Source organism: Burkholderia sp. LA-2-3-30-S1-D2, assembly GCF_001523915.2.
In the GTDB taxonomy this organism is placed as follows: Bacteria; Pseudomonadota; Gammaproteobacteria; order Burkholderiales; family Burkholderiaceae; genus Burkholderia; species Burkholderia diffusa.
Map to the genome: position 1 here is coordinate 821,224 of NZ_CP013384.1, position 12,853 is coordinate 834,076.

The following is a 12,853-nucleotide window of genomic DNA, read 5'->3' on the forward strand; positions in this document are numbered from 1 at the left end:
ACGCAGCATGAATAACGAGGAGCGATTGATGATACGGAGAACCTTCCTGTCGCACGCCATCGGCGTCGCGGCGGCATCGCTGTTTGCGCGCACCGCCTGGGCGCAGCATGCCGGTCATACGGGCATGGCAGGCATGGATCAGATGGACGACATGCCGGGCATGTCAGGGACGGCAGACCACGCGCAGCATGCGAAACCGGCGCCGGCTGCGCTCGCGGCGGCCGATGCGCTGCCGGCCGGCGCGCCGCTCGCGTCGCTGCGCACGCTTGCGAACGAAAGCCGCGAGCCGGGCACGTTCCGCGCGACGCTGGTCGCCCAGCCGGTCGCGCGTCCGATGCTGCACGGTGCGCGTCCGACGACGTTCTGGCAGTTCGGCGCGGGCACGCAAGGGCCGGTGGTCGGCTCGCTGATCGACGTGCGCGAGGGCGACACGGTCGAAATCCGCTTCGTGAACAAGCTGCCGCAGCCGTCGACGATCCACTGGCACGGCCTGCCGGTGCCGCCCGACCAGGACGGCAACCCGTCCGATCCCGTCGCGCCGGGCGCGTCGCGCGTGTATCGCTTCACGCTGCCGAAGGGGAGCGCCGGCACATACTGGTATCACCCGCATCCGCACATGATGACCGCCGAGCAGGTGTTCCGCGGGCTGGCCGGCCCGTTCGTCGTGCGTGCCGCCGACGATCCGCTCGCCGGCTGGCCCGAGCGCAACCTGTTTGTGTCCGACCTGAAACTCGCGCGCGACGGCACGATCCCGCCGAACGACAGGATGGACTGGATGAACGGCCGCGAAGGCCAGTTCGTGCTGGTCAACGGTGCGCGCCGGCCGCGGATCGACGTCTCGGGCGACGAGCGCTGGCGCGTGTGGAACGCGTGCAGCGCGCGCTATCTGCGCATTGCGTTCGACGACGGTCGCGCGTTCGAGCAGGTCGGCACCGACGGCGGGCTGTTCGATGCGCCGCGCCGCGTGACGTCGCTGCTGCTCGCGCCGGGCGAGCGCGCGGAACTGCTGGTGCGCGCCGGCGATCGCGCGTCACGCGCGGTGCTGCAGGCGGCCGAATACGACCGCCGCAAGATGGCGATGTCGCACGACGGCGGCCATGGCAGCCTGCCGCCCGATCCGGCGCTGCCGCTCGCCGACGTCACGTTCGCACCGGCCGCCGCCCGTGCGCTGCCGGCCACGCTGCGCGCGGTGCCCGCCCTCGGCGAACCGGTCGCGCACAAGGAAGTCGCGTTCGGCGAAGAGATGGACATGGACGCGATGATGAACAGCACGGCGCATGGTCGTCCGGCCGGGATGCGCTTCACGATCAACGGCGCGACCTACGCGCCGCACCGTGCGACGCTGACGAGCCGCCGAGGCGACGTCGAACGCTGGGCGATTCGCAACGCCACCGACATGGATCACCCGTTCCATTTGCACGGCACGCAATTCCAGGTGATCGAGCGCGCATCGGGCGGCACGCGCACGACCGAACCGTTCCGCGCGTGGCGCGACACCCTGAACGTGCGCAGCGGCGAGACCGTGACGATACTCGTCATGCAGGACATGCCCGGCGAGCGTATGTTTCACTGCCATATTCTCGAACACGAGGATCTCGGCATGATGGGCACGCTGAAGGTCGTGTAACGAGTATTGAATATGTTTCACGCGTATGTCGGCATTCGATTTGCGCGTGAAACAAGACAATGCATGTTCAATTATCGGGATTGAACGAAAAGGCCTGCCAATCGAATTAACGCGTGGCTGGTCTGAAAAAAAAGAAACCCGGCGCAATGCCGGGTTTCTTCGTCTGATATCCGGTGCCTTTACGCGGCCTGGATGTTCGACGCTTGCTTGCCCTTCGGCCCTTGAACGACCTCGAAGCTCACCTTCTGGCCTTCCTTCAGGGTCTTGAAGCCCTGCATGTTGATGGCCGAGAAGTGCGCAAACAGATCTTCACCGCCCTCGTCGGGAGTGATGAAACCGAAGCCCTTCGCGTCGTTGAACCACTTAACGATACCAGTTGCCATTTTCCTACTTCCCCTGTCACACAGTCGCTGCTACTTACCACGAGCACGCTCGAAAAGCTAAACGACCGGAAAATACAGCCGTTCCCCCCTCACAAGCTCACCTTCGGCCTCTTTCATTTCGCCAACCGACGAGTTGAAAAAAGTGCCAGCTTGATTGTTGGCGCTCTTTATTTGAGTGTCAAGCGGAATTTTTAGACGGTTAGAGGGCCGTTGTAAAGAACCCATTTTCAGGGTTTTTCCGGCTTTGCTTTGCAGCATGCCGCCGAGCGCGCGGACTTGAAAAGTCGCATAATCGGCTCATATACCAGGCTCGAGTGACACGCGATCGAGTCGTCCCGGCTTGTGGGATACTGGATGCGGATGCGACGTCCGGTGCGGTTTCCCCCTGACGGTTCGTGTTCCGCGCCACGCGTGAAAGCCGGCACCGCAGCCGGCTTTCGTATGGTGCGAAGACGATCGCGAGTCGTCGGGAACCAGGGAGGGCGCCGGCCGGTCGGTCGGGTAATGGCAGGATTGCGGGCCTGTCCGAGTTGTTTAGAATGGGTGTATGGCGATTATCCCGGACAAGCAGGACAGCACCGTCCTGGAACGCAAGCAGCAGAAGCTCAAGCCGCCTTCGATGTACAAGGTGGTGCTGCTGAACGACGACTTCACGCCGATGGAGTTCGTCGTGATGGTCGTACAGGAGTATTTCAAGAAGGATCGCGAGACGGCCACGCAGATCATGCTGAAGGTCCATCGTGAAGGGCGAGGGGTATGTGGGGTCTATACGCGGGACATCGCGTCGACCAAGGTTGAGCAAGTCGTTACCCATGCGCGGCAGGCCGGGCATCCGCTGCAGTGCGTGATGGAGGAAGCATGATTGCCCAGGAATTGGAAGTCAGCCTGCACATGGCGTTCATGGAAGCACGCCAGGCGCGCCATGAGTTCATTACGGTCGAGCATCTGTTGCTGGCCCTGCTGGATAATCCGACGGCAGCCGAGGTGTTGCGCGCGTGTGCGGCCAACATCGAGGACTTGCGTCAGAACCTGCGCAATTTCATCCACGACAACACACCTACCGTCCCGGGCACCGACGATGTCGATACCCAGCCGACGCTCGGTTTCCAGCGCGTGATCCAGCGCGCGATCATGCACGTCCAGTCGACGTCGAATGGCAAGAAGGAAGTCACCGGCGCGAACGTGCTGGTCGCGATCTTCGGCGAGAAGGACTCGCACGCCGTCTATTACCTGCAGCAGCAGGGCGTCACGCGCCTGGACGTCGTGAACTTCATTTCGCACGGCATCGCGAAGACGAACGGCGGCGAAGCCGCGAAGTCGGCCGACGCGAACGCGGAAAGCGAAGACGCGAACGCGCAGAAGGAAACCCCGCTCGCGCAGTTCACGCAGAACCTGAACCAGATGGCGAAGGACGGCCGCATCGATCCGCTGATCGGCCGCGAGCCGGAGGTCGAGCGCGTCGTGCAGGTGCTGTGCCGTCGCCGCAAGAACAATCCGCTGCTCGTCGGCGAAGCCGGCGTCGGCAAGACCGCGATCGCCGAAGGGCTCGCTTACCGCATCACGCGCGGTGAAGTGCCGGACATCCTCGCGAACGCGCAGGTGTATTCGCTCGACATGGGCGCACTGCTCGCGGGCACCAAGTATCGCGGCGACTTCGAGCAGCGTCTGAAGACGGTGCTGAAGGAGCTGAAGGAACGGCCGCACGCGATCCTGTTCATCGACGAAATTCACACGCTGATCGGCGCGGGCGCCGCTTCGGGCGGCACGCTCGACGCATCGAACCTGCTGAAGCCTGCGCTGTCGTCGGGCACGCTCAAGTGCATCGGCGCGACCACGTTCACCGAATATCGCGGCATCTTCGAAAAGGATGCGGCGCTGTCGCGGCGCTTCCAGAAGGTCGACGTGACGGAGCCGACCGTCGAGCAGACGGTCGCGATCCTGCGCGGGCTGAAGTCGCGCTTCGAGGAGCATCACGGCGTCAAGTATTCGTCGGGTGCACTGTCGGCCGCGGCCGAGCTGTCGGCACGCTTCATCACCGACCGTCACCTGCCGGACAAGGCGATCGACGTGATCGACGAAGCGGGCGCCGCGCAGCGCATCCTGCCGAAGTCGAAGCAGAAGAAGACGATTGGCAAGAGCGAGATCGAGGAAATCATCTCGAAGATCGCGCGCGTGCCGGCGCAGAGCGTGTCGCAGGACGATCGCAGCAAGCTGCAGACGCTCGATCGCGACCTGAAGAGCGTCGTGTTCGGCCAGGATCCGGCGATCGACGCGCTCGCGGCGTCGATCAAGATGGCGCGAGCCGGTCTCGGCAAGATGGACAAGCCGATCGGCGCGTTCCTGTTCTCCGGCCCGACGGGCGTCGGCAAGACCGAAGTGGCGCGCCAGCTTGCGTTCACGCTCGGCATCGAGCTGATCCGCTTCGACATGTCGGAATACATGGAGCGTCACGCGGTGAGCCGCCTGATCGGCGCGCCGCCGGGCTACGTCGGGTTCGACCAGGGTGGCCTGTTGACCGAAGCCGTCACGAAGAAGCCGCACTGCGTGCTGCTGCTCGACGAGATCGAGAAGGCGCATCCGGACATCTTCAACGTGCTGCTGCAGGTGATGGACCACGGCACGCTGACGGACAACAACGGCCGCAAGGCGGATTTCCGCAACGTCATCATCATCATGACGACGAACGCGGGCGCCGAGTCGATGCAGAAGGCGACGATCGGCTTCACGACGCGCCGTGAAACGGGCGACGAGATGACCGACATCAAGCGCCTGTTCACGCCGGAGTTCCGCAACCGGCTGGATGCGATCATCAGCTTCCGCTCGCTCGATGAGGAAATCATCATGCGCGTGGTCGACAAGTTCCTGATCCAGCTCGAGGAGCAGCTGCACGAGAAGAAGGTCGACGCGCTCTTCACCGATGCGTTGCGCAAGCATCTCGCGAAGCACGGCTTCGACCCGCTGATGGGCGCGCGGCCGATGCAGCGGCTGATCCAGGACACGATCCGTCGTGCGCTGGCCGATGAACTGCTGTTCGGCAAGCTCGTCAATGGCGGTCACGTGACGGTCGACGTCGACGAAAACGACAAGGTGCAGCTGTCGTTCGACAAGCTGGCGAATCCGCCGCACAAGCCGAACGAAGAGACGGTCGAAGTCGAGTAAGCGATAATTCGTTGTTCATGCGAACGGCGCGGGAAGTTTTCCGCGCCGTTTCGTTTTATCTGGCGCCGACGGCGCGATGGTGGTGCAGGGGAGTGGTAACGCGGTGACACAACAACAACGGTCGTTCGACAACATCGTCGCGCGCGAACAAGGGTTGCGCCATGCGCTGACGTCGGGGCAGATGGCGATGATCGCGATCGGCGGCGCGATCGGCACGGGGCTGTTCCTCGGCAGCGGGTTCGCGATCGGGCTCGCGGGCCCGAGCGTGCTGGTTTCGTACGCGATCGGCGCGCTGATCGCGCTGCTGTTGATGGGCGCGCTCGCGGAAATGACGGTCGCGCATCCGACGGCCGGCTCGTTCGGCGCGTACGCCGAGCACTACGTCGGCCCGCTCGCGGGCTTTCTCGTGCGCTATGCGTACTGGTTCGCGGTCGTGTTCGCGATCGGCACCGAAATCAGCGCGATCGCCGTCTTCATGAAGTACTGGTTCCCGGCCGTGCCCGGCTGGTACTGGGTGATCGGCTTCTCCGCGCTGCTGATCGCGGTGAATCTCGCGAGCGTCACGCTGTACGGCTCGGTCGAATATGCGTTCTCGCTGCTGAAGATCGCGGCGATCGTCGTGTTCATCGTGCTCGGCGCTTATTTCGTGTGGTCGGCGCCGACCGCATCGGGCATCGGCTTCGCGAACTACACCGCGCACGGCGGCTTCATGCCGAAGGGGCCGTGGGGCACCTGGGTCGCGGTGATCGTCGCGATCTTCAGCTACATGAGCATCGAGGCGGTCGCGATCGCGGCCGGCGAGGCGCGCGATCCGCAGCACGCGGTCACGCGCGCGTTCCGCTCGACGGTATTCCGCCTCGTGCTGTTCTACCTGCTCACGCTCGCGCTGATGCTCGCGATCGTGCCATGGACGCAGGCCGGCACCGACGAGAGCCCGTTCGTGAAGGTGATGGCCGCGACGCACGTGCCGTATGCGGCCGGCGTAATCAACTTCGTGCTGCTGATCGCGGCGCTGTCGGCGATGAACAGCCAGCTCTACGTGACGACGCGGATGATGTTCAGCCTGTCGCGCGCGCGGCTCGCGCCGGCCGTGTTCGGCCGGCTCGGCAACAACGGCGTGCCGCGTGCGGCGCTGTGGATCTCGACCAGCGGCGTCGTGGTCGCGGCCGTGCTGGTCGCGCTGTCGCCGGATACCGCGTTTACCGTGATGATGGCGATCGCGATGTTCGGCGCGCTGTTCACGTGGCTGATGATCTTCGTCACGCACCTGCGTTTTCGCGCGCAATATCGCGGCCCGACGCTCCCGTTCCGGATGTGGGGGCACCCGTTCGGCAGCCTGCTCGGCGCCGGGCTCGTCGGCGCGATCCTGCTGACGACCGCGTTCACGCGCGAATTCCGGATGACGATGGTGGTCGGCGTCGTGTTCGTCGTGCTGCTGACGCTCGCGTATGCGCTGCACTACCGGCACGAACACGCACGCTGACGGTGCCCGCGCGGCCGCCCACGGCCGCGCTCGCCGGCCATACCGTTCTTCGCGTTCGCTAAGGTTTCGTTAAGCCGGCGGAGACTAGCATTCGATCCTGTCTGCAACGCGGGCCGGCACGCGCCGGCTCGCCGCTTTCCTGCAAAAAGGGGTTCGAATGAACAAACTTCCTGAAATCACGCTCGCGTTCTGGATCATGAAGATCTGCGCGACGACGCTTGGCGAGACCGGCGGCGACTTGCTGTCGATGACGCTGAACGTCGGCTATGCGGTGAGCTCGATCCTGCTGTTCGGTTTCTTTCTCGCGACGCTGGGCGCACAGCTCAGAACGACGCAGTATCGCCCGGCGATCTACTGGGCCGTGATCGTCGCGACGAGCACCGCCGGCACGACGATGTCCGATTTCATGGATCGGACACTCGGCCTCGGCTATGCGGCCGGCTCGTCGATTCTCGTCGCGATCCTGCTGGCAATCTTCGCGGTGTGGCGCCTGAGCGGCGAATCGCTGTCGGTCGATCTGATCCGCACGCGCAAGGTCGAACTGCTGTACTGGATCGCGATCCTGTTCTCGAACACGCTCGGCACGGCGCTCGGCGATTTTCTCGCGGACAGTTCGGGCCTCGGCTTCGGCGGCGGCGCGCTGCTGATCGGCGGGCTGCTCACGCTGATCGTTCTGGCCCACTATTTCACGCGCATTTCAGGCGTGCTGCTGTTCTGGGCCGCATTCGTACTCACGCGGCCGTTTGGGGCCACGGTAGGCGACCTGTTGACGAAACCGGTTGCCAAGGGCGGACTCGCGCTCGGTACGGTCGGATCGTCGGCGGTGCTGCTCGGCGTGCTCGTCGCGATGGTGATCTATGCAAGCATCGCGCAGGCGCGGCGACGCGAGCTTGTGCCCGCACGGGTCGCGCAGACGGCCGATCGGTGAGCGGTAACGGAAAAAGGAAAGGGGCCGCGAGGCCCCTTTTTTGCGTGGTGTCGTTCAGTGTCGGCCGGTGCTGCCGAAGCCGCCTTCGCCGCGATCGCTTTGCGCGAAGTCGTCGACGATGTTGAACTGCGCCTGCACGACCGGCACGATCACGAGCTGCGCGAGCCGCTCGAACGGGTTCAGCACGAATTCGGTCTGGCCGCGATTCCACGTCGAGACCATCAACTGGCCCTGGTAGTCGGAATCGATCAGGCCGACGAGGTTGCCGAGCACGATACCGTGCTTGTGGCCGAGGCCCGAGCGCGGCAGGATCAGCGCCGCGTAGCCGGGATCCGCGAGGTGAATCGCGAGGCCGGTCGGCACGAGCGTCGTTTCGCCCGGCTGCAGCGTGACGGGTGCGTCGAGACACGCGCGCAGGTCGAGGCCCGCGCTGCCGGTGGTGGCGTAGGCGGGCAGGTAATCGCGCATGCGCGCGTCGAGAATCTTCAGATCGAGTTTCATGCGGTCGTCGAATCGGTCGGGAAGGGCGCGGCGGTGCGGGCCGCCGCGCGGGTGATCAGATCAGGCGGTTGTCCGGCAGGCGCTTCGCGATTTCCGCGACGAGCACGTGCGCGAGTTCGTCCTTCGGTGCGCGCGGCAGGCGCGTAAGGCCGGCCGCCTCGAACAGCACGACTTCGTTGTCGTCGCGGCCGAACGTCAGCGGGCCGAGATTGCCGACCAGGAGCGGCACGTTCTTGCGCTTGCGCTTCTCGTCGCCGTGCACGTCGAGGTCGCCGCTTTCGGCCGCGAACCCGACGCAATACGGCGGATCGGGCAGCGCCGCGACCGACGCGAGGATGTCCGGGTTCTCGACGAACGCGAGCGCCGGCATCTTGCGGTCGGCCGTCTTCTTCATCTTGTGCTCTGCCGGATGATCGACGCGCCAGTCGGCGACTGCGGCCACCGCGATGAAGATGTCGGCGTCGGACACCGTTTGCATCACTGCTTCGTACATCTGCTGTGCCGTCTGCACGTCCTGGCGGGTCACCCCCCACGGCGTGTCGAGCGCGACCGGCCCCGCGACGAGATGCACATCGGCGCCGGCCTGCTGCGCGGCGCGCGCGAGCGCGAAGCCCATCTTGCCGCTCGAGCGGTTCGTGAGGCCGCGCACCGGATCGAGCGGCTCGAACGTCGGGCCGGCCGTGATCAGCACGCGCCGGTGCGCGAGCACCTTCGGCGCGAAGTGCGCGACGATCGCTTCGTAAATCGCCTCGGGTTCGAGCATGCGGCCGTCGCCGACTTCGCCGCAGGCCTGGGCGCCCGAATCGGGGCCGAGCACCGACACGCCGTCGGCGCGCAGCTGCGCGACGTTGCGCTGCGTGGCCGGGTTCTGCCACATCTGGCGGTTCATCGCGGGCACGACGAGCAGCGGGCAGTCGCGCGCGACGCACAGCGTCGACAGCAGGTCGTCCGCGAACCCGTGCGCGAGCTTCGCGAGGAAATCCGTCGACGCGGGCGCGATCACGATCGCGTCGGCTTCGCGCGACAGGTCGATGTGCGCCATGTTGTTGTCGATGCGTGCGTCCCACTGGCTCGTGTAGACGGGCCGGCCGGACAGCGCCTGCATCGTGACGGGCGTGATGAACTGCGTCGCGGCTTCGGTCATCGCGACCTGCACGGTCGCGCCTGCCTTCGTCAGCAGCCGGGTGAGCTCGGCGATCTTGTAGCAGGCGATGCCGCCCGTCAGGCCGAGAACGAGGTGTTTTCCTGCGAGTTCTGCGTGTGCCAACTCAGGCCTCCAAGGGTCAAACGGAACGGCCGGCGCGAAGCCGGCCGTCGACACCGAGTATGCGCGCTCAGCGCGAGCCGCGCACGCGACGCAGTTCGTCGTAGATCAGCAGCACCGCACCGATCGTGATTGCGGAATCGGCGAGGTTGAACGCCGGGAAGTGCCAGGCGCCGACGTGGAAATCGAGAAAGTCGATCACGTGGCCGTAGATCAGCCGGTCGATCACGTTGCCGAGCGCGCCGCCGAGGATCAGCGCGAGCGACAGGCTGAACAGCCGCTGCTGGCCGTGACGGCGCAGCAGGAAGCAGATCACGAGCGTGGCGCCGATGCCGAGCGCGGTGAACGCCCAGCGCTGCCAGCCGCTCGCGGTCGACAGGAAGCCGAACGCGGCGCCGCGGTTGTACACCAGCACGAGGTTGAAGAACGACGTTAGCGCATGCTGCGCGCCGTACGCGAACGTTTTCAGGATCGCGATCTTCGACAGCTGATCGAACAGGATCACGATCAGCGAAATGCCGAGCCAGGGCGCGAGCGCGCCGCTGGCCGGTTTCGACACAGTCTTCGCCATATTCAAGCAGCGCTCCGGGTTTCGCCGTTTTCAAACAGGTTCGAGAAGCAGCGGCCGCACAGCGTCGGATGATCGGCGTGCGCGCCGACGTCCTCGCGATAGTGCCAGCAGCGTTCGCACTTCTGGTACTTCGACGCCGCAACGTCGACGCTTTCCTGCGCTTCGTCGTCGACCTTCACGACCGTTGCCGCCGACGTGATCAGCACGAACTTCAGGTCTTCGCCGAGGCTCGCGAGTGCGTCGTAGCGCGCGCCGCTCGCATGCACGGCCACTTCCGCCTGCAGCGACGAACCGATGCGGTTCGCGGTGCGTGCCTCCTCGAGCGCCTTCGTCACGTTGCCGCGTACGTCGCGCAGCAGCGCCCACTTCTCGATCAGCGCGGCCGCGCCGGCAACTTCCGGATACGCGTAGTAGGTTTCCGTGAATACGGTGTCGCTGGCCGGCTGGAACACCTTCCACGCTTCTTCCGCCGTGAACGACAGGAACGGCGCGAGCACGCGCAGCAGGCCGTGCGTGAGGTGGTACAGCGCGGTCTGCGCGGAGCGGCGTGCGCGCGAATCGGCCGCGCTCGTGTACAGGCGGTCCTTCAGCACGTCGAGGTAGAAGCCGCCGAGGTCTTCCGAGCAGTACGTCTGCAGCTTCGCGACGACCGGGTGGAACTCGTACTTCTCGTAGTGGCCGAGCAGTTCCGTCTGCAGTTGCGCGGAGAACGCGACCGCGTAGCGGTCGATCTCGAGCCATTCGTCGACCGGCACCGCGTGCTGCGCATAGTCGAAGTCCGACAGGTTCGCGAGCAGGAAGCGCAGCGTGTTGCGGATGCGGCGATAGCCTTCCGTCACGCGCTTCAGGATTTCCTCGGAGATCGCGAGCTCGCCCGAATAGTCGGTCGACGCGATCCACAGGCGGATGATTTCCGCGCCGAGACGGTTCGCGACCTCATGCGGGTCGATGCCGTTGCCGAGCGACTTGCTCATCTTGCGGCCTTCGCCGTCGACCGTGAAGCCGTGCGTGAGCAGGCCCTTGTACGGCGCGCGGCCGTCGATCATCGACGCGGTCAGCAGCGACGAGTGGAACCAGCCGCGGTGCTGGTCGGAGCCTTCGAGGTACAGGTCGGCCGGGAACTGCAGCTGATCCTTGTGCGAGCCGCGCAGCACGTGCCAGTGCGTCGTGCCCGAATCGAACCACACGTCGAGCGTGTCGCGGTTCTTTTCGTACAGGTTCGCGTCGTCGCCGATCAGCTCGCGCGGGTCGAGCGTCTGCCACGCCTCGATGCCCGACTGCTCGACACGTTTCGCGACTTCCTCGAGCAGCTCCAGCGTGCGCGGGTGCAGCTCGCCGGTTTCCTTGTGCACGAAGAACGCCATCGGCACGCCCCACTGGCGCTGGCGCGACAGTGTCCAGTCGGGACGGTTCGCGATCATGCTGAACAGGCGCTGCTTGCCCCACGACGGGTAGAACGCGGTCGCCTCGATGCCCTCGAGCGCGGTTTCGCGCAGCGTCTTGCCGTCGTCGCGCGGGGTGACGTCCATGCCGGCGAACCACTGCGATGTCGCGCGGTAGATGATCGGCGTCTTGTGGCGCCAGCAGTGCATGTAGCTGTGCGTGTACTTCTCGCTGCGCAGCAGCGAGCCGGCCGCGTTCAGCGCATCGACGATCTTCGGGTTCGCGTCCCAGATCGACAGGCCGCCGAACAGCGGCAGCGATTCGATGTAGCGGCCGTCGCCCATCACCGGGTTGATGATGTCCGAGTCGGTCATCCCGTGCGCCTTGCACGACTGGAAGTCCTCGATGCCGTACGCGGGCGACGAGTGCACGACGCCGGTACCCGTATCGGTCGTCACGTAGTCGCCGAGGTAGACGGGCGCGGTGCGCTTGTAGCCGGGGTGGGCCGATGCGAGCGGGTGGTGGAAGCGCAGGTTCGCGAGCTTCACGCCGGGGGTGGTCGCGACGACGCGGCCGGTCAGCTTGAACTCGGTCATGCAGGCTTCGACGCGTTCTTGCGCGATGATCAGCAGCCCGCGCTCGGTGTCGACCAGCGCATAGACGATTTCCGGATGGAGGTTCAGCGCCTGGTTGGCGGGGATCGTCCACGGCGTGGTGGTCCAGATCACGATGCCGCCCTCGGCGCGCGGCAGCGCCGGCAGGCCGAACGCCTGCGCGGTCTTTTCCGGTTCCGCGAATGCGAACATCACGTCGATCGTCGGGTCGGTGCGGTCCTTGTACTCGACCTCCGCCTCGGCGAGTGCCGAGCCGCAGTCGAAGCACCAGTTCACCGGCTTCAGCCCGCGATACACATAGCCCTTCTCGATGATCTTGCCGAGCGCGCGGATCTCTTCCGCCTCGTTGACGAAGTTCATCGTCTTGTACGGATTCGCCCAGTCGCCGAGCACGCCGAGGCGCTTGAAGCCGACCTTCTGCTTCTCGATCTGCTCGGTCGCGTACGCGCGCGCCTTGCTCATCACTTCGGCCGCCGGCAGCGACTTGCCGAACTGCTTTTCGATCTGGATTTCGATCGGCATCCCGTGACAATCCCAGCCCGGCACGTACGGTGCGTCGAAGCCGGCCATGTTGCGGGACTTGACGACGATGTCCTTCAGGATCTTGTTGACCGCGTGACCGAGGTGGATGTCGCCGTTCGCATACGGGGGGCCGTCGTGCAGGATGAACTTCGGCCGGCCCTGGCTGGCCGCGCGGATTTTCTCGTAGATGCCGCGCTCTTCCCATTCCTTGACCCACTGCGGCTCGCGCTTGGGCAGGTCGCCGCGCATCGGGAACGGCGTGTCGAGCAGGTTGACCGGATACTTGGCCTGCGGTTTCGAATCGGCTTTCTTGTTGCTCATGATGGGATCGCTATCTAAATCGGGGGACGCTCGGGCGTCGTGAATCGGGGATGCGCGCGAGTGGGCGGCGCGAGGGTGCGGCGCCAGGCGCCGCCGT

10 protein-coding genes are annotated in these 12,853 nt (G+C 65.4%); 5 read left to right on the forward strand and 5 right to left on the reverse strand.

Annotation, left to right across the window (positions count from 1 at the left end):
- Positions 1 to 28: 28 nt before the first annotated feature.
- A complete protein-coding gene (locus WS66_RS16445; RefSeq protein ID WP_059604012.1) occupies positions 29 to 1,627 on the forward strand; it encodes a multicopper oxidase family protein in 1,599 nt (532 codons plus the stop codon).
- Positions 1,628 to 1,806: 179 nt separating this feature from the next.
- Here WS66_RS16445 and WS66_RS16450 read toward each other — a convergent pair whose 3' ends face one another.
- A complete protein-coding gene (locus tag WS66_RS16450) occupies positions 1,807 to 2,010 on the reverse strand; it encodes a cold-shock protein (protein WP_004196460.1) in 204 nt (67 codons plus the stop codon).
- 547 nt (positions 2,011 to 2,557) lie between these two features.
- Here WS66_RS16450 and clpS point away from each other — a divergent pair.
- From clpS to WS66_RS16475, 4 genes are all read left to right on the forward strand, one after another.
- Complete coding sequence (clpS, locus tag WS66_RS16460; RefSeq protein ID WP_006398529.1) at positions 2,558 to 2,872, forward strand: ATP-dependent Clp protease adapter ClpS; 315 nt, start codon at positions 2,558 to 2,560, stop codon at positions 2,870 to 2,872.
- Positions 2,869 to 5,169: an ATP-dependent Clp protease ATP-binding subunit ClpA gene (gene clpA / locus WS66_RS16465; protein ID WP_059527738.1), complete on the forward strand. Its 2,301-nt coding sequence runs from the start codon at positions 2,869 to 2,871 to the stop codon at positions 5,167 to 5,169. The genes clpS and clpA overlap by 4 nt, the downstream gene beginning before the upstream one ends.
- A 103-nt stretch (positions 5,170 to 5,272) precedes the next feature.
- Complete coding sequence (locus tag WS66_RS16470) at positions 5,273 to 6,652, forward strand: amino acid permease (protein ID WP_059604009.1); 1,380 nt, start codon at positions 5,273 to 5,275, stop codon at positions 6,650 to 6,652.
- A gap of 157 nt (positions 6,653 to 6,809) precedes the next feature.
- Entirely contained in the window at positions 6,810 to 7,580 is a 771-nt protein-coding gene (locus WS66_RS16475) for a COG4705 family protein (protein WP_059603974.1), read from the forward strand.
- 54 nt (positions 7,581 to 7,634) lie between these two features.
- Here WS66_RS16475 and dut read toward each other — a convergent pair whose 3' ends face one another.
- The 4 genes from dut to ileS form a co-directional block, all read right to left on the reverse strand.
- Entirely contained in the window at positions 7,635 to 8,081 is a 447-nt protein-coding gene (gene dut / locus WS66_RS16480; protein WP_057926079.1) for a dUTP diphosphatase, read from the reverse strand.
- 55 nt (positions 8,082 to 8,136) lie between these two features.
- Positions 8,137 to 9,348 (reverse strand): bifunctional phosphopantothenoylcysteine decarboxylase/phosphopantothenate--cysteine ligase CoaBC, encoded by a 1,212-nt coding sequence (gene coaBC / locus WS66_RS16485; RefSeq protein ID WP_059603971.1) that lies wholly within the window; start codon positions 9,346 to 9,348, stop codon positions 8,137 to 8,139.
- A 67-nt stretch (positions 9,349 to 9,415) separates the two neighbouring features.
- Positions 9,416 to 9,916 carry a signal peptidase II gene (gene lspA / locus WS66_RS16490; protein ID WP_059603968.1) on the reverse strand — a complete coding sequence of 167 codons (501 nt, stop codon included), beginning with the start codon at positions 9,914 to 9,916 and terminating at the stop codon, positions 9,416 to 9,418.
- Positions 9,917 to 9,918: 2 nt separating this feature from the next.
- Positions 9,919 to 12,756, reverse strand: coding sequence for an isoleucine--tRNA ligase (gene ileS / locus WS66_RS16495; protein ID WP_059603966.1), 2,838 nt, complete (start codon positions 12,754 to 12,756; stop codon positions 9,919 to 9,921).
- Positions 12,757 to 12,853: the final 97 nt, after the last annotated feature.

Bases quoted from the DNA above. Each gene is read 5' to 3' on its own strand.
- WS66_RS16445 (WP_059604012.1), top strand. From the start codon at position 29: ATGATACGGAGAACCTTCCTGTCGCACGCCATCGGCGTCGCGGCGGCA.
- WS66_RS16450 (WP_004196460.1), bottom strand. From the start codon at position 2,010: ATGGCAACTGGTATCGTTAAGTGGTTCAACGACGCGAAGGGCTTCGGT.
- clpS (WP_006398529.1), top strand. From the start codon at position 2,558: ATGGCGATTATCCCGGACAAGCAGGACAGCACCGTCCTGGAACGCAAG.
- clpA (WP_059527738.1), top strand. From the start codon at position 2,869: ATGATTGCCCAGGAATTGGAAGTCAGCCTGCACATGGCGTTCATGGAA.
- WS66_RS16475 (WP_059603974.1), top strand. From the start codon at position 6,810: ATGAACAAACTTCCTGAAATCACGCTCGCGTTCTGGATCATGAAGATC.
- dut (WP_057926079.1), bottom strand. From the start codon at position 8,081: ATGAAACTCGATCTGAAGATTCTCGACGCGCGCATGCGCGATTACCTG.
- lspA (WP_059603968.1), bottom strand. From the start codon at position 9,916: ATGGCGAAGACTGTGTCGAAACCGGCCAGCGGCGCGCTCGCGCCCTGG.
- ileS (WP_059603966.1), bottom strand. From the start codon at position 12,756: ATGAGCAACAAGAAAGCCGATTCGAAACCGCAGGCCAAGTATCCGGTC.